Annotated in this window: 17 protein-coding genes; 8 read left to right on the top strand and 9 right to left on the bottom strand. The window is 45.6% G+C overall.

Features of this window, described 5'->3' with window-relative positions; translation table 11 throughout:
- Positions 1–387: a lactoylglutathione lyase gene (gene gloA, locus QT996_RS11930; RefSeq protein ID WP_333046757.1), complete on the top strand. Its 387-nt coding sequence runs from the start codon at positions 1–3 to the stop codon at positions 385–387.
- Positions 388–499: 112 nt separating this feature from the next.
- On the opposite strand, the gene QT996_RS11925 is transcribed toward gloA, so the two are convergent.
- Together QT996_RS11925 and QT996_RS11920 are read right to left on the bottom strand one after the other, a co-directional pair.
- Entirely contained in the window at positions 500–1492 is a 993-nt protein-coding gene (locus QT996_RS11925) for a DUF459 domain-containing protein (RefSeq protein ID WP_333046756.1), read from the bottom strand.
- 5 nt (positions 1493–1497) lie between these two features.
- The gene (locus QT996_RS11920) at positions 1498–2913 is read right to left on the bottom strand and encodes an MBOAT family O-acyltransferase (RefSeq protein WP_333046755.1); all 1416 of its coding nucleotides are present in this window, start codon (positions 2911–2913) and stop codon (positions 1498–1500) included.
- Between the two features lie 276 nt (positions 2914–3189).
- Here QT996_RS11920 and QT996_RS11915 point away from each other — a divergent pair, with 276 nt between their 5' ends.
- Positions 3190–6141 (top strand): AAA family ATPase, encoded by a 2952-nt coding sequence (locus QT996_RS11915; RefSeq protein WP_333046754.1) that lies wholly within the window; start codon positions 3190–3192, stop codon positions 6139–6141.
- 141 nt (positions 6142–6282) lie between these two features.
- On the opposite strand, the gene QT996_RS11910 is transcribed toward QT996_RS11915, so the two are convergent.
- On the bottom strand, positions 6283–6513 hold the full coding sequence (locus QT996_RS11910) for a photosystem II protein, Psb35-related (protein ID WP_333046753.1): 231 nt from the start codon (positions 6511–6513) through the stop codon (positions 6283–6285).
- 578 nt (positions 6514–7091) lie between these two features.
- Between QT996_RS11910 and treS the strand changes: the two genes are divergently transcribed.
- Positions 7092–10460 carry a maltose alpha-D-glucosyltransferase gene (treS, locus tag QT996_RS11905; protein ID WP_333046752.1) on the top strand — a complete coding sequence of 1123 codons (3369 nt, stop codon included), beginning with the start codon at positions 7092–7094 and terminating at the stop codon, positions 10458–10460.
- A 203-nt stretch (positions 10461–10663) separates the two neighbouring features.
- Here treS and QT996_RS11900 read toward each other — a convergent pair whose 3' ends face one another.
- The 4 genes from QT996_RS11900 to QT996_RS11885 form a co-directional block, all read right to left on the bottom strand.
- The gene (locus QT996_RS11900) at positions 10664–10984 is read right to left on the bottom strand and encodes a 2Fe-2S iron-sulfur cluster-binding protein (RefSeq protein ID WP_333046751.1); all 321 of its coding nucleotides are present in this window, start codon (positions 10982–10984) and stop codon (positions 10664–10666) included.
- Positions 10985–11102: 118 nt separating this feature from the next.
- Positions 11103–11750 (bottom strand): sigma-70 family RNA polymerase sigma factor, encoded by a 648-nt coding sequence (locus tag QT996_RS11895; protein WP_333046776.1) that lies wholly within the window; start codon positions 11748–11750, stop codon positions 11103–11105.
- A 439-nt stretch (positions 11751–12189) separates the two neighbouring features.
- Positions 12190–15900: a hydantoinase B/oxoprolinase family protein gene (locus QT996_RS11890; RefSeq protein WP_333046750.1), complete on the bottom strand. Its 3711-nt coding sequence runs from the start codon at positions 15898–15900 to the stop codon at positions 12190–12192.
- 145 nt (positions 15901–16045) lie between these two features.
- Positions 16046–16894, bottom strand: a complete 849-nt coding sequence (locus tag QT996_RS11885; protein WP_333046749.1) for a M28 family peptidase — start codon at positions 16892–16894, stop codon at positions 16046–16048.
- Positions 16895–16941: 47 nt separating this feature from the next.
- Here QT996_RS11885 and QT996_RS11880 point away from each other — a divergent pair, with 47 nt between their 5' ends.
- Positions 16942–18111, top strand: coding sequence for an AAA family ATPase (locus tag QT996_RS11880; RefSeq protein WP_333046748.1), 1170 nt, complete (start codon positions 16942–16944; stop codon positions 18109–18111).
- A gap of 1 nt (position 18112) precedes the next feature.
- A complete protein-coding gene (locus tag QT996_RS11875; protein ID WP_333046747.1) occupies positions 18113–18790 on the top strand; it encodes a phage tail protein in 678 nt (225 codons plus the stop codon).
- A 33-nt stretch (positions 18791–18823) separates the two neighbouring features.
- Here the strand turns inward: QT996_RS11875 and QT996_RS11870 are convergent, their stop codons facing one another.
- Positions 18824–19897: a DMT family transporter gene (locus QT996_RS11870; protein ID WP_333046746.1), complete on the bottom strand. Its 1074-nt coding sequence runs from the start codon at positions 19895–19897 to the stop codon at positions 18824–18826.
- Positions 19898–20203: 306 nt separating this feature from the next.
- Between QT996_RS11870 and sppA the strand changes: the two genes are divergently transcribed.
- Both sppA and aroH read left to right on the top strand, forming a co-directional pair.
- Entirely contained in the window at positions 20204–21022 is an 819-nt protein-coding gene (sppA, locus tag QT996_RS11865) for a signal peptide peptidase SppA (RefSeq protein WP_333046745.1), read from the top strand.
- Positions 21023–21305: 283 nt separating this feature from the next.
- Complete coding sequence (gene aroH, locus QT996_RS11860; protein ID WP_333046744.1) at positions 21306–21713, top strand: chorismate mutase; 408 nt, start codon at positions 21306–21308, stop codon at positions 21711–21713.
- Between the two features lie 155 nt (positions 21714–21868).
- Here the strand turns inward: aroH and crtR are convergent, their stop codons facing one another.
- Positions 21869–22759: a beta-carotene hydroxylase gene (gene crtR, locus QT996_RS11855; protein ID WP_333046743.1), complete on the bottom strand. Its 891-nt coding sequence runs from the start codon at positions 22757–22759 to the stop codon at positions 21869–21871.
- A gap of 432 nt (positions 22760–23191) precedes the next feature.
- Here crtR and pyk point away from each other — a divergent pair, with 432 nt between their 5' ends.
- A complete protein-coding gene (gene pyk, locus QT996_RS11850; protein ID WP_333046742.1) occupies positions 23192–24979 on the top strand; it encodes a pyruvate kinase in 1788 nt (595 codons plus the stop codon).
- Positions 24980–25052 lie beyond the last annotated feature (73 nt).

Here is a 25052-nt window from a genome sequence, read left to right as displayed (position 1 = left end):
ATGCAACTACTACACACGATGCTCCGAGTCGGCAACCTGGAAGAATCCCTCAAATTTTACACCGAGGTTCTGGGCATGAAATTGCTGCGACAAAAAGAGTATCCAGACGGTAAATTTACTCTGGCTTTTGTTGGCTACGGCGACGAATCAGACACTACAGTTTTAGAATTAACCTACAACTGGGGCGTCGCAGAGTACAATTTAGGGGATGCTTACGGTCATATTGCGATCGGCGTTGACGACATTTACGGTACTTGCGAAGAAATTAAAGCCCGCAGCGGTAAAGTTATTCGCGAACCCGGCCCAATGAAGCACGGTTCAACTGTCATCGCTTTTGTGCAAGATCCAGATGGATATAAAGTTGAATTAGTTCAACTGGAAAAATAGCTACCACTATTGCTAGAAAGAAACCGGGTTTCTGCGATAATTTTGGCATCCTCATCGAGACTTGGTGAAGAAACCCGGTTTCTCACTCCCAATGGGAACCAATTATTAAAGTTTAGGGTTTCTTTTTGGGAGATTTGGGAGGTTGGGGAGATTTTAAGATTTTGTCGGCGACCATTTTATCAGCAACTAAATCGCCGATAATTCTAGCTCCGTGGGAGGTAAAATGCACGCCATCATTAGCTTTGACATATCCTCGCTTTCCGGATTTGTCAGCAACTACAGTAACCAATTTTCCGGCTTGGGCAAAAGTCTCCCAAGTAGAAATAAATTCGATTTTGGATGAAGATTTGCTGGCATTTTTATAAATATCGTTCATGATTGGAAAAGCTTTGAGATACAAAGATTTAGTAGGTATGGATTGACCGATCCAATACACTTTTCTCACAGATGACGAATTAAGTAAATTGGCATATTTTTCAACTCTTTCTTGATAAGCTTTTTGCCATTCTTTGCCCAAAACAGCCCAGGCTTTCCCTTGAAAATCAATAATATTTTGAGGGTCATTTGCTCCGAACAAAATTATCACTACATCCGGCTGATAATTATTAAGAATTTGGCTAGTTCTGGCATACCAGTCATAATAATCTATCCGATTTAATCCGGTCGAGACCTTGTAGTCAATTTTCGTATCGGTGATATTGTATTTTTTCTTAAGAGTGTACTGGAGTTGAATTCCTAAGTCGAACATTACGGAATCTCCAATAAATAAAAATCTGCGATAAGGTCGGGTCAGCTTGGGTTTAGCTGGGGTTTGTTTTTTAGCAGTAGCCGGCTTTGGGGGCTCAACGGCCACTTTTGTTTCTGTTTTTACAGGAGGAATTTCTGGTTCTTTAGGGAGGCTATCGAAGTTAATATCTTTAATTTGGCTCCAAAAATCTTGTTCGGATTTTTTGAAATGGTCTAGTTGGATTTGGCGCGCTGCTTGTTTGATTTCTGGACTGGCGAAAGGGGTTGAAGCAAAGCTTTTTAGAAATAATGATAAGTTGGAAAATATTAAAGTGAGAATTACAGAAGTAACAATTAGCAAAATTTCCCGGTCTTTCATATTTCTTAGAAATTAAAGTAAATAAAAGGCGGAACGGTACTCGGACCCAACATCAAGATAGTATACACGAGCAACGAAACTAAGACAACCCGAAAGAAAATGTTTTTTAATGACAATACGGTTTGCAATAGTTGGGAGATGCGATCGCCCCACAAGTTGATCGCGCCAATGACTGCAATTACTAAATACAATTGCCAAAAGTTAAATTGAAAAGTTGCGACGGCAGGATGGACAATTCCTTCAAAAAAACTCACCGCAGTTTCCCAATTGGGAGTGCCGAAAAATACCCAACTACAAGTAACAAAACTAAAGGTTAACAATCCACTGCAAAATTTAGCAAATCGGGGAAAGGCATAGTCTAATTTAAAGTGGATAGCTTGGGGAATATCTTTACATAAATGGTTTATAACCAATCCTAAACCGTGAATTGCTCCCCAGAAAATAAAGTTTAAACCTGCGCCGTGCCACAATCCACCGATCGCCATTGTTAAAAATAGATTTAGGTACTTCCTCAACTTGCCGTATTTGTTGCCACCCAAGGGAAAGTAAAGGTAATCCCTCAGCCACTCGGAAAGACTGATGTGCCACCTTTTCCAAAATTCTTGCAAGCTGAGCGATCGGTATGGCATATTAAAGTTGGCAATGGGTTTGAAACCCAGCAAACAGGAGATGCCGTTGGCTAAATCCGAATAGCCGCTGAAATCTACGTAAATTAAACAAGAATAGGAAATTGCCGCGAGGATTAAATCGATGCTGCTGTACTGCTGGGGGACTTTGAATGGCAAGTCAGTGAAGTTAAACAAAAAGCTCGCTAAAGTATATTTTTTAAACAGTCCCGACAAAATTAAAACTATAACTTCTTCGATTTGATAGTCGTATTTGTTCGGTGAATTTAGCTGCGTGTAAAATTCGCCAGCCCGGGAGATTGGTCCGGAGGCAATTTGGGGAAAGTAGGTAATGTATGCGGCGTAATCTACCAATTTAGGACAGGCTATTTTTTGCTGGTAGCAGTCGATTAAATGGGAAATCATTCTAAAAGTGTAGAACGACACACCGACGGGGGTGATTATTTGCAAAACTTGAAAGTTGGCTGGAATTTGTAGCTGGTTCAGTACCTCAAATAAAGAAGTTACAAAGAAGTTGCAATATTTAAAGATGCCGAGAGTGCCAATGTTGAAAATTAAGCCGGAGATTAAAGCGATTTTTTTATGTTTACCGTTGCCGGCAGCCCGAAGAATGATATAATTGTATGCTGTACATAAAAGAAGAATTAAGAGAAAGTCGCAACTCCAAAAGGAATAAAATAATAAACTGGAAACTAACAAAACAATTTTATACAAATCGACTTGGGGTTTTACCGAGACGATAACGCTAAAAGTAATTAGGAAAAATATTAGAAATTGGTAAGTGGGAAAGAGCATAAGTCTCAACCGATAAAAAATCTTGTTGCCGGCAATATTTTTATAAGTACGGCCACCCAACCTATCCCGAAGGGAATTGCCATAGTCGGTCTGAACGCACCAAATTTCGGGGTGGATTGCGGACGGTAAGCTTTTGCAATCTTGTCAATTATTTCACAACTTCCGCCCTAGTTAACCGCACTCATAAATTCATAATCCTGTTTAAAGATTATGATGGTTGTGAGAGGATGTATTAACGGATAACAACAGGCATCCCCTTGATTGCGAGGAACCAACGTGCAGCCAACAGACCCTAGCAAATTTACAGATCAAGCCTGGGAAGCCATTGTCAAATCCCAGGATGTAGCCCGCCGCTTTGCCAATCAGCAGCTAGAGGTTGAACATTTAGCGATCGCCATTCTCGAACAGGTTGGCTTAGCAAACACCATTCTCAGCTTGGCTGGGGTTGATGTCACCCGCTTGGCCCAGCAGTTAGATGCTTTTGCCAAACGACAGCCCAGAGTTGCCAACGCTGACCAACTATACCTCGGCCGCGGCTTAGAAGTGATGTTAGATGTTGCCGAGGCCACCAGAGCGACTTGGCAAGATAATTTTATCGCGGTTGAACATTTATTAATTGGCTTAGTAGAAGACGAACGAGTCGGCCGCAGGTTGCTGACAAAAGGCGACGGCCCGCCGGGCCGCCCCGGTTACGATCGCAAACCCCCAGCCGGTACGATTGATCGACCAAAACTCGAAGAAGCCATCAAATCTTTCCGCGCCACTGCTAAAGCCCAAGAAAAAACTTCCGAAACGGGGAAAGCCAGCCGCAGCAATGCTAAAGCCCAAGATCAAGAGGGCGAAGCTAACTCCGACGCCCTCAGCAAGTACGGCCGCGATTTGACAGAAGCCGCCAAAGCCGGCAAACTCGACCCAGTAATCGGCCGCGACGAGGAAATCCGCCGCGTGGTACAAGTTCTTTCCCGCCGCCAAAAAAACAATCCGGTATTAATTGGCGATCCCGGAGTCGGAAAAACTGCGATCGCCGAAGGTTTAGCCCAGCGAATTGTCAACGGCGACGTACCCGAATCTTTGAAAAATCGCCAGCTATTTAGCCTCGACATGGGCAGTTTAATTGCTGGGGCAAAATTCCGGGGCGAATTTGAAGAACGGTTGCGGTCTGTTCTGCGGGAAGTCATCGATTCCGACGGGCAAATTGTCCTATTTATTGACGAATTGCACACAGTTGTCGGCACTGGCGGCGGTGGCAGTTCCGGTTCGGGAATGGATGCGGGAAATTTGTTGAAACCAATGTTGGCTAGAGGCGAATTGCGCTGCATCGGCGCTACAACTCTCGACGAATTCCGCAAGCATATCGAAAAAGATCCTGCACTAGAACGCAGATTTCAACAAGTATTTGTCGGCGAACCCAGCGTTGAAGATACTGTTTCGATTTTGCGCGGATTGAAAGACCGTTACGAACGCCACCACGGGGTAAAAATTACTGATTCGGCCCTGGTAGCTGCTGCAACTCTGTCTTTCCGCTATATTTCCGATCGCTTTTTGCCGGACAAGGCGATCGACCTCGTAGATGAAGCGGCCGCCCACTTGAAAATGGAGATTACTTCTAAACCTGTGGAATTGGAAGGAATTGACCGCCGGGTGATGCAGTTGGAAATGGAAAAATTGTCGATCGAAGGCGAAGGAAAAGGTACTCTCGCCCCTGGGCTCGGCTTCCGCGTCGAACGCATCACATCTGAGATTGACATCTTAAAAGTCAAGCAGGAAAAATTGTCCTCTCAGTGGTTGGGCGAAAAGCAGTTGTTGGATGCAATCAATAAATTGAAAGCAGAAGAAGACCAACTGCGAGTCCAAATCGAACAAGCAGAAAGGGCTTACGATTTGAATAAAGCCGCACAGTTAAAGTACGGCAAGTTGGAAACGGCGGTGCGCGATCGCGAAGCGAAAGAAGCGGAACTTTTGAAACAGCAAGCTCAAGGTTCTTCCCTGCTGCGAGAAAAAGTTACTGAGGGCGACATTGCGGAAATTGTCGCTAAATGGACGGGCATTCCGGTTAACCGATTGTTAGAATCCGAACGCCAAAAATTGCTGCAATTGGAAAAACACTTGCACCAAAAAGTCATCGGTCAAGAGGAAGCTGTAACAGCCGTGGCAGCGGCAATTCGGCGCGCTAGGGCGGGGATGAAAGATCCCGGAAGACCGATCGGCTCTTTCTTGTTTATGGGCCCGACAGGCGTCGGAAAAACTGAGTTAGCGCGGGCGTTGGCGGAGTTTTTGTTTGACAGCGATGATGCGATTATCCGCATCGATATGTCGGAATACATGGAGAAGCAAAACGTCTCTCGGTTGGTAGGAGCTCCCCCCGGATATGTCGGTTACGACGAAGGCGGACAACTTTCCGAAGCAGTGCGGAGACGCCCTTATTCGGTGGTGCTATTTGACGAAGTGGAAAAGGCACACCCGGATATATTTAACATTTTGTTGCAAGTGTTGGATGACGGCAGAATTACCGATTCTCAAGGTCGAGTGGTGGACTTTAAAAATACCGTAATTGTGATGACTAGCAATATCGGCAGCGATCACATTTTAGACGTGTTTACTAAGAAGGAAAAAACCGTCAAAAAAACGGGAAGTCGAAAGCAGGAAACGAAAGATTTGTCAAGCCAAAAGACAGATTATAAAGTGGCTGCCGACGGTACTGTTGAGGTGTCGGCCGAGCGAGTCGATGGTGATACTGTAACTAAGAGTGAAAACAAGCCTGAAAACAAGAGTGAAAATGAAAATTTATTGACTCAAGAACGGGAGACAGACCAAGAGTACGAACAGATGTTAAAACGGGTGATGACAGCGCTGCGATCGCACTTCCGGCCGGAATTTCTCAATCGGGTGGACGAGATAATTTTGTTCCACACTTTGAGCAAGGTCGAACTGCGGCAAATAGTCAGTATCCAAGTGAAGCGGATCGAGCGTTTGTTGGCCGAGCAAAAAATCACTTTGGAACTGTCCGATGCGGCGAAAAACCATATTACAGATGTCGGTTACGACCCGGTTTACGGCGCTCGTCCCTTGAAACGCGCAATCCAGCGGGAGCTGGAAAACCCGCTGGCTAACAAGATTCTGGAAAATGCGTTTGTGGAGGGAGATACAATTGCGATCGACTGTGAAAATAACTCTTTGCAATTTCGCAAAAAAGAGTCTCGCCCAGCGCTGACAGGTAAGAGTTTGTAGGTGCCGAATAGTTAGGAACAGGCATCTTGCCTGTTCCACAAACCATCAATTTTCTTGTGGAACAGGCATCCTGCCTGTTATTGAAAATTAGGAACAGGCATCCTGCCTGTTATCGAAAATGGTGAAACCTGTTACTTGATATCAAGAATTCGAGATGGTGCGGCTGCCGTAAGCATCCATGCTGTAGGCGGGAACGCGAACGCTGTAATCCATCTCTGTTGCTGTGATTGCTACAGCCAATTTTTCAAAAGATTCATCGTTCCAATTCCGCTCGTGGATGGGCTTTGACTGTTCTCCGAGGAAATATGCTTGAGTGCCAATTACGGAGGCCGCGACCCAACCGACTATTAAAAGAGCGATTACAATAGCCATATTTGTTTTTTCCTTAACTTTTGTTGCTTTATGTAAACTAATGTAACGAAAATTAGTAATCAACGTCAAGGTAGTGTATTGTCGTGGCAACCGTCCGGCAGGTAGTAAATACCGCACCTAATCCTGAGTCTGTAGGGTGTGCTTAGTGTCAACAAGGGCTCGATCCCCCCTAGCCCCCCTTAATAAGGGGGGGACAAGAGTGTTCTCAAAGTCCCCCTTATCAAGGGGGATTTAGGGGGGTCTAGACTGGGCTACCAGCAAGAGATACAGAGGGGTTTCAGGCTTAAGTTGACACGCCTTGGTAGGGTGGGCAGTACCGCGCATCGGTAGCTAGCACAGGACCCGGATTGTGAACTGTATCCGAAATTGCAAAACAGATTGTTGAGAGTTGAGAGTTAAGAAATTATAAGTTTTGCATTAATAAATTACGATTAAAACTCTGCCGCTCGCATGAGGAATTGCGGGCAAATTATGAGTTATGATTTATCAGTTTGGATGGGAACTAACACGTCCCAATTACCAAATTTTAAGTACAAATTCCCAATTACCAATCATCGCTACAAATCATGCCAAACTCAATGTTAAATAACGACCCCTTGTGGTTCAAAGACGCGATTATTTACGAAGTACCAGTTCGGGCTTTTGCCGACAGCAATGCAGACGGCATCGGCGACTTTAGAGGACTGACAGAAAAACTGGATTACCTGCAAAACTTGGGAGTAACAGCAATTTGGGTACTGCCATTTTTTCCCTCGCCGCTCCGAGACGACGGTTATGATACATCTCACTATACCACCGTCAACCCGATTTACGGCACATTAGAGGATTTTAAAGACCTTTTAGAAGCAGCGCACGATCGGGGAATTCGAGTCATTATTGAGTTGATTGTCAATCACACTTCCGATCAGCACGCTTGGTTTCAGCGAGCGCGCCGCGCCCCGAAAGGCAGTAACGAAAGAGATTTTTATGTGTGGAGCGACACGCCGGAAAAATATCAAGATGCTCGGATTATTTTCCAAGATTTTGAAACATCTAATTGGGCTTGGGATGCGGTAGCAAAAGCTTATTACTGGCACCGTTTTTATTCCCACCAACCCGATTTGAATTACGACAATCCCGCCGTCCGCCAAGCCATCTTAGATGTAGTAGATTTCTGGTTGGCACTGGGAGTAGACGGACTGCGAATGGATGCGGTGCCTTACCTGTACGAGCGGGAAGGTACTAACTGCGAAAACCTGCCAGAAACTCACCTATTCCTGAAGCAATTGCGGCAGCACGTAGATGAGAAATTCCCGAACCGGATGCTGCTGGCTGAGGCGAATCAGTGGCCGGAGGATGCGGTTGAATATTACGCTGCTGGCGATGAATGTCACATGAACTTTCATTTTCCACTGATGCCGCGTTTATTTATGGCTTTGCACATGGAAGATAGCTTTCCAATTAGCGATATTCTCCAGCAAACTCCCCATATTCCTAATAACTGTCAGTGGGCCTTATTTTTGCGGAATCACGATGAATTGACGCTGGAAATGGTGAGTGATGAAGACCGAGATTATATGTATCGGGTTTACGCTCAAGACACTCAGGCGAGAATTAATTTGGGCATCCGCCGCCGCTTGGCTCCTTTGATGGGAAATAACCGCCGCCGCATCGAGTTGATGAATGCTTTGCTGCTGTCTCTTCCGGGTACGCCGGTGCTTTACTACGGCGATGAAATTGGCATGGGAGACAATATCTATTTGGGCGATCGCAACGGGGTGAGAACTCCGATGCAGTGGAGTGGCGATCGCAATGCCGGTTTCAGCCGTGCTAACCCGCAGCGACTGTACGCACCGCCCATTGTTGACCCTGAATATCACTACGAATCTGTTAACGTGGACACGCAGCGGGCGAATCCGAGTTCTCTTTGGTGGTGGATGAAACGCCTAATTGCAATTAGGCAGCGCTTCCAAGCATTCGGCCGCGGAACGTGCGAGTTTCTGTCCCCGGAAAACCGCAAAGTTTTAGCTTTTGTGCGGACTTATCAAGACGAACACATCCTCGTAGTCGCTAATTTGTCGCGGTTCGTGCAGACGGCAGAATTAGACCTTTCGCCCTTTAAAGGTGCTGTTCCGGTGGAGATTTTCGGTCGCACTGAGTTTCCGGCGGTTGGCGAATCACCTTACTTTTTGAGCTTGAGTCCTCACACGTTTTACTGGTTTACTCTTACTGTTAAACACGAAGATTTTTCCCTGCACGGTTATCATACAGACTTGCCGAGTTTGGCGGTCATCGGCAATTGGAAAAATGCTTTTTCTACAAGCCAGTTAAGCGATATGCTGCTCAATCTGTTGCCGGAATACTTGCGCCGCAATCGCTGGTATAGCGGTACAGACAGGACAATTCAATCCTTAGAAATAAGTGAGGTGGTGCCTGTTGAATGTAAAGATAGTGCCGGGGAGGAATCAAAAGTTTACGTTCTGTTTTTGCTGTTGAATTATACTGAAGGTATGCCGGAAACTTACGTTTTGCCTTTAGGTTGGGAAGAGATAAAAGGCGATGTGGACGATCGGGCGATCGCGCGCCTGCAGTTCCCAGAAACAAACAAGGAAGTCGGGGTACTATTTGACGCTGCCGGGGACAAAGGTTTTCTGAGCGCGCTGCTGGAGGCGATCGGCAATTCTCGCAGTTACAGAGGTGTTGCAGGTCAACTGGTAGGAATTGCCGACAGTGCATTCAGCTCAGAAGAAGATTTATCGCAGCTCGACCCTCACCTGTTCAAAAAAGAACAAAGCAATACATCCGCAGGTTACGGCGACCGCTTCGTCCTGAAAATATTGCGAAAAGTCGAGGAAGGAATCAACCCCGAATTAGAAATCGGACGCTTTTTAACAGAGCGCAACTCGATCCAACATTACGCTCCAATTGCCGGAGCATTGGAATATCACACACCAGCAAAACAAGTCCTTACAGTCGGAATCCTACAAAAATTAATCCCCGACAGCGTAGATGCTTGGTCTTATACATTAGACACACTGCGCGACTATTTCGAGCAAGTAATGACAGTAGAAGCAAAGCATGCCGGTGAGAATTTATCTACCGCCCCCGAAAATTATTTACCGAACGCTTTGACCGGACAAACGCAGCGGCAGCAAAACTCGCTAGTAGCCGATTTATCGCTAGAAATTCCGGAATTAGCTCGCGAACTCATCGGCTCTTACTTAGCATCAGCCGAACTTTTAGGTCAGCGGACAGCCGAACTTCACCTCGCTTTAGCTTCTGACACAGAAAATCCCGCTTTTGCCCCAGAAAACTTCACCTCCTTTTACCAGCGTTCCATTTATCAACACATGAGAAATCTGGCCGGAAGAACTTTGCTGGATCTGAAAAAACGGATGTCCAAACTGCCACCAGAAGTACAAAAATCGGCTCACAAGCTCCTCAACCGCGAAGAGTTAATCATGGAACGTTTCAAGTCTATTTTGAACTTGAGAATCACGGCCGATAGAATTCGGTGTCACGGGGACTTTCATTTCGGACAAGTTCTTTATACAGGCAAAGACTTTGTAATTATTGATTTCGGAGGAGAACGGAATCGACCGTTAAGCGAGCGGCGGATGAAGAGGTCGCCCCTGCGAGATGTTGCGGGAATGCTGCAATCTATAAGTTACGCTGTTACTTTGGCACTCCGCAATGAAGTAGAAAGTGGGATGATTCGCCCGGAAAATCTCCCGGAGATGCAGCAGTGGGCGAACGTTTGGCTCCGCTGGGTCAGCCTAACTTTTGTCAAGAGTTATTTGGCGACTGCCGCCGATGCAAATTTCTTGCCAAAATCTATCCCGGAACTACAAGTTTTGCTGGATGCTTACATTTTGGAAAAAGCGGTTGCCGAACTAGCATACGAACTCAATTACCGCTTGGATTTGGCCGAAATTCCGCTGCAGCGGATTCTACAATTGCTAAATTAATAAGGGCGGGTTATCTATACCCGTTAGGGTGCGTGACTTTCTAGCCACTCAAGTGGCAGCGAGATGCTGGAGAGTCACGCACCTTACACCATACCCAATCTACTTTGATAACGATTTGATCGGCGAATATAATTCGCTCTTCTACAAACAAATTCCGCGCCCAGCGAGGCTAGAAGAAAAGATGGTAAAAAAGTGATTTCCTATTACTTAAAATAAAGAGCGGCTTGATATAAAACTTGTTCTTGATGAGTTAACAAAGTGCAGTCAGAAAGCGGGTAAGCCACACAAGTAACAGCGTAGCCAGCTTGCAATTCTGACGGCTTCAAAAACTTTTGTTCGCTTTGGTCTATTTCACCACTCAGCAGTTTGACAACGCAAGCAGAACACTCTCCTTGCTTGCATCCGTTGGGCAAGCGAATGCCGGCATCTTCTGCCATATCTAAGATATACTGGTCGTCTGGTACTGCGATCGTGCGATCGAGCGCGAGAGCCTCATTCACCAACCGAACTTGATAAACTGCCATTTTTTTCTTATTCCTCGCGAAAGCGAAAGGGCGGGTTTACGATGCTGTTAGTCCTAGCAAATATTTCGGGGAAAACCCGCCCATACAACTAGAAAGGGCGGATTTATATCGTGTATATCTAGACAATTGCTTCCTGATAATCGAGATTTTCATCTAGATAAATAGCCCGAATATCCTCCGGCAAGTTAGATTCTAAACTTTGATATCCTTTTTGCAGCAAAGCCTTTACCTGAGCGGGCGAAATAGCTTCGCCTTCTGCTTGCAAATAAGCTGCAATGCGAGTTTCGCTCCAGCGGAAAGTCTGAGCCATCAACACCACTAAACGCGGCAGCGGGGCTAACAATTCTAAGGCTTGTTTGACGTAACACCACAGGGGAGGCGGAGCCGATTGCAAAGAGTAGTGAATTGACTCAACAGGGGGCAATTGCGCTTGATTTATGCAGACGGCCGTGACATTAATCAGCCAGTTTTGGAGACTGAGATTTTCGCCTTCAGACTCTTGGATTTCGCGGCGCAAATCCAGACCTCGCAGTTCGTGATAGATGTGCAGCCAAGTGTGGGCAAATAGGTAATCTCCTTGTACGGGCGATCGTACGGAATGGCGAATCAGGGAGTGTACAATTTGAGCGTAGCGGCAAAAAATCGCCGTGAAGAAGCGACCCTGATCGGGATGGTTTTGAAACAGAGTCAATAATTCCTGGTCGCTGTGATGGAACAGGGATTTGACCACAGGATGGTTGAGTTCGGAAAAATTAGGTGTTTGCACAATTGTTCTGGAATAACTTTGAGAATAAATGCTGGTGCAGCCCGATTCTACACGATTTATTGATCGACATTCCACAGTTGAGGATAATTTTCTAGCGGTGCGGTGTCCCCAGAGCGGTATTTCTACCATTTTGTCCCTCTTTCAAGATAATATATACTTTTCACTTATGCGATCGAGCTTTTCCGACCTCAGAAAAGTTATCAAAAACTCTGGCTATATTACTTCCCATAAAAAAGAATCTTCACGGGAACAATGCGTGTCGGTTCATGACGAGAAATTAAAAGCGAGCGCTTACTTATATCGTTTCTGGTATCATCATAATGATACCGAGCACACGGCAGTGCCGTGTCCCTACCCCGATTAATTGTAGGGACAGGGCACTGCCGTGTCCTGACTGTGGGTAAGATTAATTCCGATGCTACCGGAGTTGATATTACTACTATAAATAACCATATCCTCCACCCCCAGGAGTCTCAATGACAAACACATCCCCAGCCCGCATTTCCACACTCGCCGTACTCCCCAATTCCTCAACTTTACCATCAACCATTTCAACATAATTCCGCCCAACTTTCCCCGCTTCACCCCCATTCAAACCGCAAGGAGAAATCACCCGCCTCCCCGATAAAATTCCCGCCGTCATCGCCTCCCGAAACCGGACTCGCCGCACCACTCCATTACCGCCGCAATGATATCCATTCCCCCCGCTATTAGCCCGAATTGCAAAACTTTCTAACAACACCGGAAACCGCCATTCTAATACTTCTGGGTCAGTTAAACGCGAATTAGTCATGTGAGTTTGTACCGCATCCGTACCATCAAAATCTGCACCAGCACCCGTACCGCCGCAAATAGTTTCATAATATTGATAGCGCTGATTCCCAAAGGTGAAATTATTCATAGTTCCCTGAGAAGCAGCCATCACTCCCAAAGCACAATACAAAGCATCGGTAATATTCTGCGATGTTTCCACATTTCCGGCAACTACCGCCGCTGGATAGCGAGGATTCAGCATACAGCCTTCCGGATTGATGATTTCGAGAGGTTTCAAACAGCCCGCATTTAGAGGAATATCGTCATCTACCAAGGTGCGGAAAACATACAAAACAGCGGCTTTGCACACGGCTGCGGGAGCATTAAAATTGTTTGTTTGTTGACCTGAAGTGCCAGTAAAATCTATTTTCGCACTGCGCGCAACTTTGTCAATTGTAATCGCTACCTTAATTTGTCCGCCACTATCCATCGGATAAGTAAACTCGCCATCACTCAAAACATCAATTACCCGCCGTACCGACTCTTCCGCATTGTCTTGTACGAAGCCCATATAAGCTTGCACAGTCTCTAATCCATAATGTTCTACCATCTTGAGCAGCTCTTCTGCGCCGCGCTTGTTAGCAGCAATTTGTGCTTGCAAATCTGCTATATTTTGAGCGAAATTGCGAACAGGAAAATTACCCGTTGTCAGAATTTCTAGTAATTCTTTTTCTCGAAAATTTCCCTTCCTTACTAACAGAAAATTGTCAAGCAATACACCTTCTTCCGTTACTGTTGTACTGTTAGGAGGCATGGAACCGGGAGTAATGCCGCCGATGTCGGCGTGGTGTCCCCGCGAGGCAACATAAAACAAAGGAAGGGAGGAATCCGGATCAAATACTGGAGTAATAACGGTGATATCTGGTAAATGCGTGCCGCCGTTGTAGGGATTGTTAGAAACATAAACATCGCCCGGTTGAAGCGCATTGCCTTGTGCTAAAATTAAAGCTTCAACGCTTTCGCTCATCGAACCCAGATGTACGGGAATGTGCGGCGCGTTGGCAACTAATTGCCCGTTTTTGTCGAAAATTGCACAGGAAAAGTCGAGACGTTCTTTGATGTTGACTGACGAACTTGTGTTTTGTAATGTGACGCCCATTTGTTCCGCGATCGCCCGAAACAAATTATTAAAAATTTCCAGCAAAACCGGCTCGGATTTAGCCGCAGATAAACGCGAATGAACGCCGATATTATCTGCGTCCATCTGCGTGCATCTGCGGTTCAAAATTAAATCATTATTTTCGGTGATTTCCCCTTCCCAGCCCGGTTCTATGATATTAGTTCCCGTTGCTTCAACAATCATAGCAGGGCCTTCTATGCAGTCGCCCGATCGCAAATCGTCTCTCTGATAAACAGGCGTTTCCCGCCACCCGCCAGCAACATAGGTTTGCACGGTTGAAACTGGTTGCACAGGCAAGATGCCCGTCCCACCCGAGGGGGAAATTGTGGATGCTTCCGGCACATCCATTCTTTCTACAACTTCCACCGAAACCGCTTCCACAATCAGCGGTTTTTCTGGCATAATAAAACTGTAACGCTGTCGGTGGGCTGCTTCAAATTCAGCCTGCATCGCCTCCATATTGTCAGCAAAATTGACCGCCAAAACAGAATCACTTCCCTGATATTTTAAGCGCAACTTGCTAACAACTAAAACCTCTGACTCATTCTCTGTGTTCTCTGCGCCTCTGCGGTTCAATTCCCTCTTTCCCTCAGCCTCCAATTCGGTTAAAATATAATGCAAATCAGGTAATAATTCTGCATTTAATTGTTGCTCGATCGCCCTTTCGCGAATAGCCCGCACATCAGCCAAACCCATACCGTAAGCCGACAACACACCCGCATAAGGGTGAATAAATACCCGTTTCATCCCCAAAGCATCGGCGATCGCACAAGCGTGTTGGCCGCCCGCACCGCCGAAACAGCACAATGTATACTCGGAAACATCGTAACCGCGCTGAAGCGAGATTTTTTTGACAGCATTTGCCATCTTTTCCACCGCGATCGCCAAAAAACCCTCCGCCACCTCTTCGACCGTCCTCTCGCCCCCAATTTCCCCCGCTAATTGCCCAAATTTTTGCTTTACTACGTCAGAGGCGATCGGCAAATCTGCATTCAATCCAAATACTTTCGGGAAAAAATCCGGTTGAATTTTCCCCAACATCACATTGCAATCAGTCACCGTCAAGGGGCCGCCTTTGCGATAGCAAGCAGGCCCAGGATTGGCCCCTGCAGACTCCGGCCCGACGCGGTAGCGAGCCCCGTCAAAAAAGACAATTGAACCGCCGCCGGCTGCTACAGTGTGAATTGCCATCACGGGCGATCGCAATCTCACCCCAGCAATTTCCGTCTCAAATTCGCGTTCGTATTCGCCGTTAAAATGGGCAACATCTGTCGAAGTTCCGCCCATATCAAAGGTAATAATTTTATCAAAACCTGCCTTTTTGCTCGTTTGAACTGCACCGACAATTCCCCCAGCAGGCCCCGATAAAATACTGTTTTTTCCTTGAAATTGTGCCGCGTCCACTAAGCCACCGTTCGATTGCATAAACATTAATTTGGGGACTTGGGCATTGGGACTTGGGCATTGGGCATTGGGCATTAATAATCCCTCGTTCCCGGAATCTGCCTCTATTAACTGACTGGTTACTTGTTCGACATAACGCCGTAAAATCGGAGATAAATAAGCATCGACAACCGCAGTATCTCCCCGCGAAACCAGTTTCATCAGCGGGCTAACTTCGTGAGATACTGAAATTTGAGTAAAGCCAATTTCTTTCGCTATTTTAGCAACTTGTTTTTCGTGTTCCGAGTAGCGGTAGCCGTGCATGAATACGATCGCACAACTGCGAATTCCCTCATCGTATGCTTGCTGCAAAGACGGGATAAACTCGGGATTGACAGCAGTTAACTCCTCACCTTGAGCGCTGTAGCGTTCTGCAACTTCAATAACTCGATCGTACAGCATCTGGGGCAAAACAATGTGGCGCGCGAAAATATTCGGGCGGTTTTGATAGCCAATTCTCAGCGCATCGCCGAAACCTTTAGTAATTAACAGAATTGTGCGATCGCCCTTTCGTTCCAGCAAAGCATTTGTCGCCACCGTCGTCCCCATTTTAATCGCTTCAATTTGTGTAGCGGGTATGGGAACATCTGCAGCAATTCCCAAAATGTCGCGGATTCCTTGAACTGCGGCGTCGGTGTAGTGTTCCAGGTTTTCCGATAGCAGCTTGTGAATGACTAACTTACCGTCGGGGTTCTTGGCGACAATATCCGTAAAAGTGCCACCGCGATCTATCCAAAATTGCCAGCGAGTGCGATCGGGAGAAGTAGGATTCATATCTCTTTTTTTTGAAATTTTTGCTTGATTAATTTATAAGTATTCAACAAACTTCTGTTCGAGTCAATTCATAAAATTCATAACTTCTGGTCATAAAAGTCATAATTTCTGGTCGCTCAAACTAGCAGGCGCTCGATCGTGTTAATTATAGATGTCGAATGCCCTTGACTAACCCCTGACAAACACCAGCCAGAAAATCCAAATCCAAAGTCTCAATCCTATCGCTTTCTCGATGATAATGCGGATTTCGCATATTAGCAGTATCAGTCACCATAATAGCCGGATAACCATTATCCCAAAAAGGAACATGATCGCTGCGGCGAGTATCGGGGACAATTAAACCTCGATTCGGCACCGGCAGCCACTCGCAGGGCTGACCAGATTGGCGAATTTTGCCACTCAAATTAATCAAATCGGGAACCGTCTGCAAAGTGCCAATTAAAGCAATAAAATTACCACTATTTGGATAAAAATATTTCAAGCCAGCGGGATAGCTTTGAGAATTAGGATTATGGTTGCAATAACCCAACATTTCCAAAGAAATCATTAACCGGATTGACTTTTGCTGTTGCTTGTATTTAGCTGCATGAAGACTGCTTCCCAAACAACCGTATTCTTCCATATCGAAGGCGACTAATTGCACTGGATATTTGAGCGGCGCAGATGCGATATCCCTTGCGATTTCCAGCAAAACAGCCACACCAGTAGCATTATCATCGGCCCCAGGCGATCCGGGTACAGTATCGTAATGAGCACCAATTACGATCGGCGGCAACTGCTTTTTACTCGCCCGATCGAAGGGGGGTAAATCCAAGATAAAATTGTGATGAATTCGGCCACGCACGGAAAAATCGTCAATTTCTACAGTCCCCCACTGTGCCAACTGTTCGCGGATGTATTGCTGGGCATAAAAATGCCCTTCGGATGCCAAGCAAGGATTGCGATCGCGTACAATTTGAATCAGATGGCTGTGCAGGCGTTCCTTGAGATTCATGCGATCGGAGATACAATGACTACACTAAGATTATATGGGATTGAATTATGATTGGAGAAGTCAGAATCGAAAATTATAAGTCCATTCAAAAGCTGAAACTAGAGTTAGGACGAGTTACCGTATTGATCGGTGAAAATGGCTGTGGCAAGAGCAATATTCTAGAGGCGATCGCCCTTGCTTCTGCTGCGGCTGATGACAAGCTGGATAACGAGTTTTTAGCATCTAGGGGCATCAGAGTTACAGAACCTCAATTTATGCGATCGGCTTTTGAAATGGAAAACTTGGTTAAAGATATCAAAATTGAGTTAAGAGGGAATGAGGGACAACCATTTAGTTGTATTTTGCAAAATGATAATTCTCCCTATTCTCAGTGGGTTAGTAAAAACTTTTTGGGTGATAGTGAAACCTCTATAAAAAATGCTATTAATATTGTTATTCAAAAATACGGTGGAGCAGAAAAAATAAGAGCTATTTTATTAGACCAAACCGAATCTTCTGAACAAGAATTTTCAAAAATTCTCAAAGATTCACAATCATTTATTAGAATTATTAACCTTAATGAATTTATAATTTTTTCTCCTGAAAACCAAGCTTTACGAACTTTTGAAAAAGAAGGTCAAATTCAACCATTAGGGATTAATGGAGAAGGTTTGTTTAAACTATTAAAATTTTTAACTTCCGATGATAACCAAGAGCAGGTTAATGAAATCAAAAAAAAGCTGCAATTGATAGATTGGTTTCAAGATTTTGAAGCTACTCTAAATTTATCACATCTTCACAATTTTCTCCAAATTAAAGATAGGTACTTATCTCCTGATTTAACTTACTTTGACCAAAGAAGCTCTAATGAAGGCTTTTTATTTTTGCTTTTTTACTTCACTTTATTTATTAGCGCTCTCACTCCTAAATTTTTTGCAATAGATAACATTGATGCTTCTCTCAACCCCAGATTGTGTCGCAGATTAATGCAAGAATTAGTCGACTTAGCAAAAAAACACGACAAACAAGTTATATTCACAACCCACAACCCGGCAGTTTTGGACGGTTTGGATTTAGATGATGATGAACAGCGGCTGTTTGTGATCTACCGCAACCAATTAGGGCATACTAAAGCTAGACGCATTCTCAAACCTGAACCTCTCGAAGGACAGGAACCTGTAAAATTATCCGAGGCTTTTTTGAGGGGCTATATCGGCGGACTTCCTAAGAATTTTTAATATGATTAGTTTTGGATTAATTAGTGAGGGATTGACTGACCAGATTGTGATTGAAAATATTCTAGCAGGATATTTCAAGAATCCCGATCTAGATATTAGACCGCTTCAACCCGAAAGAGATAAAAAAGATGAAAACAAATTTAAAGGTTATGGTAGTTGGAGTCAAGTTTTTGCTTATTGCCGTTTAAAAGATTTTCAAGAAGCGTTTCAATTTAATGACTATATAATTATCCAAATAGATACTGATGTTTCAGAAGAGCATGGTTATGATATCCCACAGCGACATGAAAATGGCGAATTCACTCCTAAAGAGTTGATTGAAAAAGTTATCGAAAAGTTTAAAGAGGAAATTGGCGAAGATTTCTACAGTCAATGTCAACAGCGAATCATTTGGGCTATATCAGTACACTCTATTGAGTGTTGGTTGCTGCCACTGTATTATAAAGACAACAAGAAGTCTAAATTCAAAAAGTGTTTAGAAACCTTAAATAAGGAGCTTGTCAAGAAACATAATTTTACAATTGACGCCAAAAAGCCTGAATATTATCGGGAAATTTCCCAACAATATCGCAAGCATAAGGATTTGATGGCTTGTTACCAACACAATCCCAGTTTGACAAGTTTTGTAGTAGAGATTGAAAGCAAGAAAATTGTTATTCCTTTAGAAGACGAGTGGTAAATTTAGGCAATTTTGCCTAAACTTTTCCACCTGCTAAACTTCTGATTCCAATTCGCTAACCCGCAACTGCACGGGTAATTCTACAGAATTCAACTCAGACGACTCTAACAATCCTGTTGCTTCAACTTCTGCACTCGCTTCGCCGTGCCGCACTTTTCGCAATTTCTCACCCAAAGTATCCCGCTGGTTAATCAAATAAATACTCACCAAAGTCAGCCCGACTCCCATCGATTGTAGCGGATTGAGCACTTCGCCCAAAAACAAATTGCCGAATAGCAAAGCAAAAACAGGCGTAAGAAAGGTAAGAGAACTTAAACTGGTTAGACTTCCACTCGAAGCAAAATAAAAGAATAAACCGTAGGCGATCGCACTTCCGAACACAGTAGAATAAGCTAACGCCATCCAGCCGGAAAAATCAATATTCACAAACTGTTCGGACTCAGTTACAGCCGAAATTGCCAACAGTGGCAAACCACCCAAAATCATGTGCCAACCAGTCGCCACCACCGGGTCAACATAACGGCAAACCCAGCGCACCAAAACCGTACCCACAGCCATCGACAAAGCAGCCAACAGCATCAACCATTCTCCACCCTGAAACAACTGTTCGATACCCCCAGAAACCTCCCTGTTTTCAGGATGAAAAAGCCCCAAAATCCAGCCATCGGGCAACCCGATCAAACTGATGCCCGCAACGCCAATAACTAATCCCAACCAGCCCCAAAAACCAATTTTTTCTTGAAACAGCCACAAACACAAAATCGCCACTGCTAGCGGTTGAGAATCAATCATCACCGAACCCAAACCCGCACCGGTTCTCGCCAAACCTTCAGCTAAAAAGCCTTGAAACAAAGTAGCGTCAACCAAAGCAAACAGGGAAATCCACAGCCAAGCTTTCCAACCCTGCGGCTGCGGTTTTCCCATGAATGCCGCCGCCAGCAGCACCAACACGCCCGCAGGTACTAAACGCACAAATGCCACAAACAGTGGCGTTGTGTGCGGCATCACCCCCTTCATGGCTACCATCGCGGTTCCCCACAGGAAAAACGGCGCAATTAGCAACAGCGGGGCAAAAGGCAGTTTTGAATCGGTAAGCTTTAGCTGCATGGCGGAGACTCCAAATAATTGATGAGATTGATTCTCGTGGGGATGATGTAGTTTTGTTAAGCAATTTTTACAATTATATATTGGTGTTGAGTTAAATGCGATCGCACAAATCTTGATCGGCCATTAGGAATAGGCAAGATGCCTGTTGCACAAAATCAAGGTGGAACAGGCATCTTGCCTGTTGCAAACAATCTGGAACGGGCTCTTCGGTCTGTTGCGAACACAGGCACAACATCTACCCCTATGAATAAGGCACACTATAAGAAGTTAGCTACAAAAATCCGTAACATTGCCTGTACACTGCCCATGATTTGGCCATTCAAGCCCCGCTACCGCAAACAAATAGCCCGTATCGAAATCACCGGAGCCATTGCCGGAGAAACCCGTAAACGAGTCCTAGAAGCTCTCAAAACCGTTGAAGAACGCAAATTTCCCGCCTTGCTGCTGCGGATAGACAGCCCCGGCGGCACTGTCGGCGATTCCCAGGAAATTTACAGCGCGCTCAAGCGTTTGCGCGAAAAAGTCAAAATTGTCGCCAGTTTCGGCAATATTTCAGCTTCTGGCGGAGTTTACATCGGCATGGGAGCCGAGCATATAGTTGCTAATCCCGGTACAATTACCGGCAGCATTGGCGTGATTATCCGGGGCAACAATCTAGAACGGCTGTTAGAAAAAGTAGGCGTTTCTTTTCAGGTGATTAAATCGGGGCCGTATAAAGATATCTTGGCATTCGATCGCGAATTGACCGATCCTGAACAGCAAATTCTGCAAGACTTGATCGACACCAGCTACCAGCAATTCGTGGAAACGGTTGCGGAAGCCCGTTCATTGGCTGTTGAGAAAGTGAAAAGTTTTGCCGACGGTCGGGTTTTTACCGGTCAGCAAGCCTTAGAATTGGGTTTGGTCGATCGACTGGGAACAGAAGAGGACGCTCGTCGCCTTGCAGCCGAACTCGCAGGCCTCGACCCTGAAAAAACCGAGTCTTGCACCCTAGAAAAACAAAAACCTTTCCTAAATCGCGTCTTGGGGAGTAGTCTGGATATATCCGGGCTTTCAGCTTACAATAATGTTCTGGAATTCGAGCTTTCTACTAGCGGTTTGCCGCTGTGGATGTATCGCCCGTGATTAAATAAATTAGTCATTGGTCAGGAGTCAGTAGTCATTAGTTACTCCCTGGATGATTGGGCGATTGAAATCTGTTGACCTCAAACTCAAATGTGGCGCATCGCCCGTCATAAGCGCTTCGCGCTGGCTTCGCCTACGAGTTTGAGGTCAAACTACACAAACCAAGTCCACTCCTAGCGGACTAAAAAATAAACTGAGTATTTAAGCCTAATTTAGTATAACTACTTATTAGTGACTAATAACTACTGACTAATGACTAATGACTGATGACAACTAACAAAAAATGGAGGAAATTGGCGTGGAGTGGCAAGTGCGCGCGATTCGTGGGGCAACTACTGCTAGTGATAATTCGGTCGCAGCAATTCGAGAAGCGGTGAGAGAATTGTTAGATGAATTAGAAGCAAAAAATGATATAAATCCCGAATTAATTATTAGTGCTACGTTTTCTGCAACTCGTGATTTAGATGCTGTGTTTCCGGCGGCGATCGCCCGCGAACGTCCCCACTGGTGTAATGTTCCTTTGTTGGACGTACAGCAAATGCACGTTGAGGGTTCTTTGCAACGCTGCATCCGGTTTTTAATTCACGTTAATTGGCCCGCACACGTTGAAATTTATCATCCTTATTTGCGGGGAGCTCAAAATTTGCGGCCGGATTGGAATTTAGCGGTTGCGGGGGCTGGGGAAAAATAATAGATTCACTTTAGGCTTGATTGAAAAGTTAACTCACCATTACAGGTGGGTTTTTTTACGGGATTTGACACAGTACAAAACCTGCCCTGCGGATATATGGTTAAAAGCTTTTATTATAAAAAAAACCCGGCTTCTCAAAGAAACCGGGTTTTTTGTCAATCAGACGCTTTCTTGTGATGCAGCCTAATCCCTAAAAAAATGTCATATATAAAATTCCAAAAGTCCTTTTTCCCTTCCAATATTCCCAAACTTTGAGGAGAACCTTTCTCATCCAACAGCGGCTTGACAGCTTCGTAAGCAGGCTTGTAATTGTACCAAGGAATAGAAGGCCACAAGTGATGAATCAGATGATAATTCTGCCCCAAAATCAAGATATTTAGAATAGGACTAGGATATACTCTGGCATTTTTCCAACGATCGCGATCGTGAAATGGACGGTGCGGCAAATAATCAAAAAATAACCCCAAGGCTAATCCCACTACTAAAGCAGGAGAAAACCAAAAATTCAGCACGTAACCTAAATGGTCGTACTGAATGGCGATATAAACCACCCCGATCACAAACAAACGGCTAAAAAACCATTCCAATAGTTCGTATTTCCGCCACAGTTTGCGCTTAAAAAAGAAAATCTCGTGGTAAAAAAACCTTGCAGCAATCAACCACAGAGGCCCGCCCGTAGAAACATAATGGTCGGGATCGTTATCTGGATCGTTAACGTGAGCGTGATGCTGCATATGTACCCGTGTAAACACCGGAAAAGCAAAACCCAACATCAGCGCGCTACCGTGTCCCAAAATAGCGTTAATTGTACGATCGCGATGGGCCGCATTATGAGACGCATCGTGAATCACAGTTCCAGCCATGTGCAAAGCCAACACGTTCAGCGAAAAACAGCACCACTGCGGCCATCCCCAACACCAGAAACCCAAGTTAGAAATCACGAGAATCACTACTGCACTCAAAAACAGCAGCAGTGTCGGATTAAAGTCACCGGGAGGACTCAGAAACTCTTTCGGCACTGTCAGCGGCCGTCCTGCCTCCGACATCTTTGTTAAGACTCCTTAATATTTCACACTTGCGTAGTATAAGATACAAGCCAGACAATAGTAAAGTTTTATGAAAGAACTGAGTTCGATCGCCAGAAACTAGCCTCTGCACAAACAGGAAAGTATTGCTGTTGTACAAGGATACCAGTCCTAGATTAGCCAAAAGGGCTGAGCAGACTACATAAAATAAATGGGTATGTCTGTATTTATGTCAAGCCTGAGAGCGGAAAAATTTGCAAAAAAGAGCGCTCCCGAAGAAAAAATTACCGATGGGTAAAAAGTCAGATATTCTATATATTGTTCAATACCTGCTTTTTTGACGACTATCAAAATTTTTAAGAGTTGAGACTAGCGTCATTGCTTGTAGTGCAAAGATGAAACGTTAGCCGAAATTTAAACAAGAAATCCACCTGCCTCCCCAGAACACCGCTGATGCAATTGCCAAAAGCCCTACGCCGGACTAAAATCGTCGCCACCATTGGCCCAGCAACTTCGGACCCACAAGTGCTGCGTCAGCTCATAGAAGCCGGTGCCACAACTTTGCGACTCAACTTTTCCCACGGAACAGAAGAAGACCACCAGCGCAGCATTCGCTTAATCCGGCAAACGTCCTTTGAACTCAACCAGCCGGTCGCCATCCTCCAAGACCTCCAAGGCCCGAAAATTCGTTTAGGGCGCTTTGAGACAGGCTCTATAGTTGTCAAAAACGGCGATCCTTTCATTCTCACCAGCCGCCAGGTTCCCGGCACCCAGCTCATTTCTTCAGTCACCTACGATCCCCTAGCAGACGAAGTTCCAGAGGGAGCAGTGATTCTGCTCGACGACGGGAAAGTGGAAATGCGCGTCGAAAAAGTAGACCGCACTTCGCGGGAATTGTACTGCCGCGTCGTCGTCGGCGGGCCGCTTTCTAACAACAAAGGCGTGAATTTTCCGGGAGTTTACCTGTCGATTAAGGCGCTGACTGATAAAGACCGCAAAGATTTAATGTTCGGGCTCGACCAAGGTGTCGATTGGGTGGCCCTGAGCTTTGTACGCAATCCCCAGGATATGCTCGAAATCAAAGAGCTAATTGCCAGTGCGGGCAAGCAAGTACCGGTGATTGCAAAGATCGAAAAGCACGAGGCGATCGAACAAATGGAGGAAATTCTCACCCTTTGCAACGGCGTGATGGTCGCCCGTGGCGATTTGGGAGTGGAACTGCCCGCCGAAGATGTGCCGATTTTGCAAAAGCGGCTGATTGCTACCTCCAACCGCCTTGGTATTCCGGTAATTACCGCTACCCAGATGCTCGACAGCATGGTCAACAATCCCCGTCCCACCCGCGCCGAGATTTCCGACGTGGCCAACGCGATTCTTGACGGAACTGATGCGGTGATGCTCTCGAATGAAACTGCTGTCGGCAAGTTCCCCGTCGAAGCGGTGGCGACGATGGCGAGAATTGCGGTGCGGATGGAGAGGGAAGGAATTAAACGGAATATTAGGAATGTAGAAGATATTGGTCGATCGATCCCCAACGGCATCAGCCAAGCAGTCAGCCAAATCTCCGAACAGTTGAACGCGGCGGCGATCATGACGCTGACTAAAACCGGCGCTACAGCCCGAAATGTCTCGAAATTCCGACCGAAAACTCCAATTTTGGCAGTTACTCCTCACGTAGACGTAGCCCGACAACTGCAATTAGTATGGGGAGTCAAACCCTTGCTGGTGTTGGATTTGCCCTCAACCGGCCAGACATTTCAATCTGCGATGACTGTCGCCCAGGAAAAAGAGTTAGTGTGCGACGGAGATTTAGTGGTGATGACCGCCGGTACTCTGCAAGGGGTTGCCGGATCAACGGATTTGATCAAAGTTGAGGTAGTGACAGCGGTTTTAGGCAAAGGCACCGGTGTCGGTTTGGGATCGGTGAGCGGCATGGCCAGGGTTGCTCGCACTGCTGCGGATGTGGCGAATTTCCACGCAGGAGACATTTTGGTAGTGGAACACACCAGCGTCGCTTTTGTGGAGATGATTCGGAAAGCAGCCGGTGTGGTGACGGAGGAGGACAGTTTGACTTCTCACGCCGCGATTATCGGTTTGCGGTTGGGCGTGCCGGTGATGGTGGGCGTGAAGAATGCCACGCGGGTAATTCGGGACGGAACGATGCTGACGCTTGATATGCAGCGGGGTTTAGTTTATTCCGGGGCCAGAGGCGGCTCAACTGACACGGAAGTGACCGTTTAACTGTTGGTGAGCTAGGAGTTTTGGAGTTGTGAATTAAATTCTACAACTCCTTGCTTTTTCAGCTTAGGTTGTG

The sequence above is a fragment of the Microcoleus sp. S13C4 genome (assembly GCF_036700865.1).
In the GTDB taxonomy this organism is placed as follows: Bacteria; Cyanobacteriota; Cyanobacteriia; order Cyanobacteriales; family Microcoleaceae; genus Microcoleus.
Note: the sequence above shows the minus strand (reverse complement) of the source record. Positions and strands in the feature narration are given on the sequence as shown.

Coding starts and splice junctions, on each gene's coding strand:
- gloA (WP_333046757.1), top strand. CDS start 1: ATGCAACTACTACACACGATGCTCCGAGTCGGCAACCTGGAAGAATCC.
- QT996_RS11925 (WP_333046756.1), bottom strand. CDS start 1,492: ATGAAAGACCGGGAAATTTTGCTAATTGTTACTTCTGTAATTCTCACT.
- QT996_RS11920 (WP_333046755.1), bottom strand. CDS start 2,913: ATGCTCTTTCCCACTTACCAATTTCTAATATTTTTCCTAATTACTTTT.
- QT996_RS11910 (WP_333046753.1), bottom strand. CDS start 6,513: ATGGCTATTGTAATCGCTCTTTTAATAGTCGGTTGGGTCGCGGCCTCC.
- treS (WP_333046752.1), top strand. CDS start 7,092: ATGTTAAATAACGACCCCTTGTGGTTCAAAGACGCGATTATTTACGAA.
- QT996_RS11900 (WP_333046751.1), bottom strand. CDS start 10,984: ATGGCAGTTTATCAAGTTCGGTTGGTGAATGAGGCTCTCGCGCTCGAT.
- QT996_RS11890 (WP_333046750.1), bottom strand. CDS start 15,900: ATGAATCCTACTTCTCCCGATCGCACTCGCTGGCAATTTTGGATAGAT.
- QT996_RS11885 (WP_333046749.1), bottom strand. CDS start 16,894: ATGAATCTCAAGGAACGCCTGCACAGCCATCTGATTCAAATTGTACGC.
- QT996_RS11880 (WP_333046748.1), top strand. CDS start 16,942: ATGATTGGAGAAGTCAGAATCGAAAATTATAAGTCCATTCAAAAGCTG.
- QT996_RS11875 (WP_333046747.1), top strand. CDS start 18,113: ATGATTAGTTTTGGATTAATTAGTGAGGGATTGACTGACCAGATTGTG.
- QT996_RS11870 (WP_333046746.1), bottom strand. CDS start 19,897: ATGCAGCTAAAGCTTACCGATTCAAAACTGCCTTTTGCCCCGCTGTTG.
- sppA (WP_333046745.1), top strand. CDS start 20,204: ATGATTTGGCCATTCAAGCCCCGCTACCGCAAACAAATAGCCCGTATC.
- aroH (WP_333046744.1), top strand. CDS start 21,306: ATGGAGGAAATTGGCGTGGAGTGGCAAGTGCGCGCGATTCGTGGGGCA.
- crtR (WP_333046743.1), bottom strand. CDS start 22,759: ATGTCGGAGGCAGGACGGCCGCTGACAGTGCCGAAAGAGTTTCTGAGT.
- pyk (WP_333046742.1), top strand. CDS start 23,192: ATGCAATTGCCAAAAGCCCTACGCCGGACTAAAATCGTCGCCACCATT.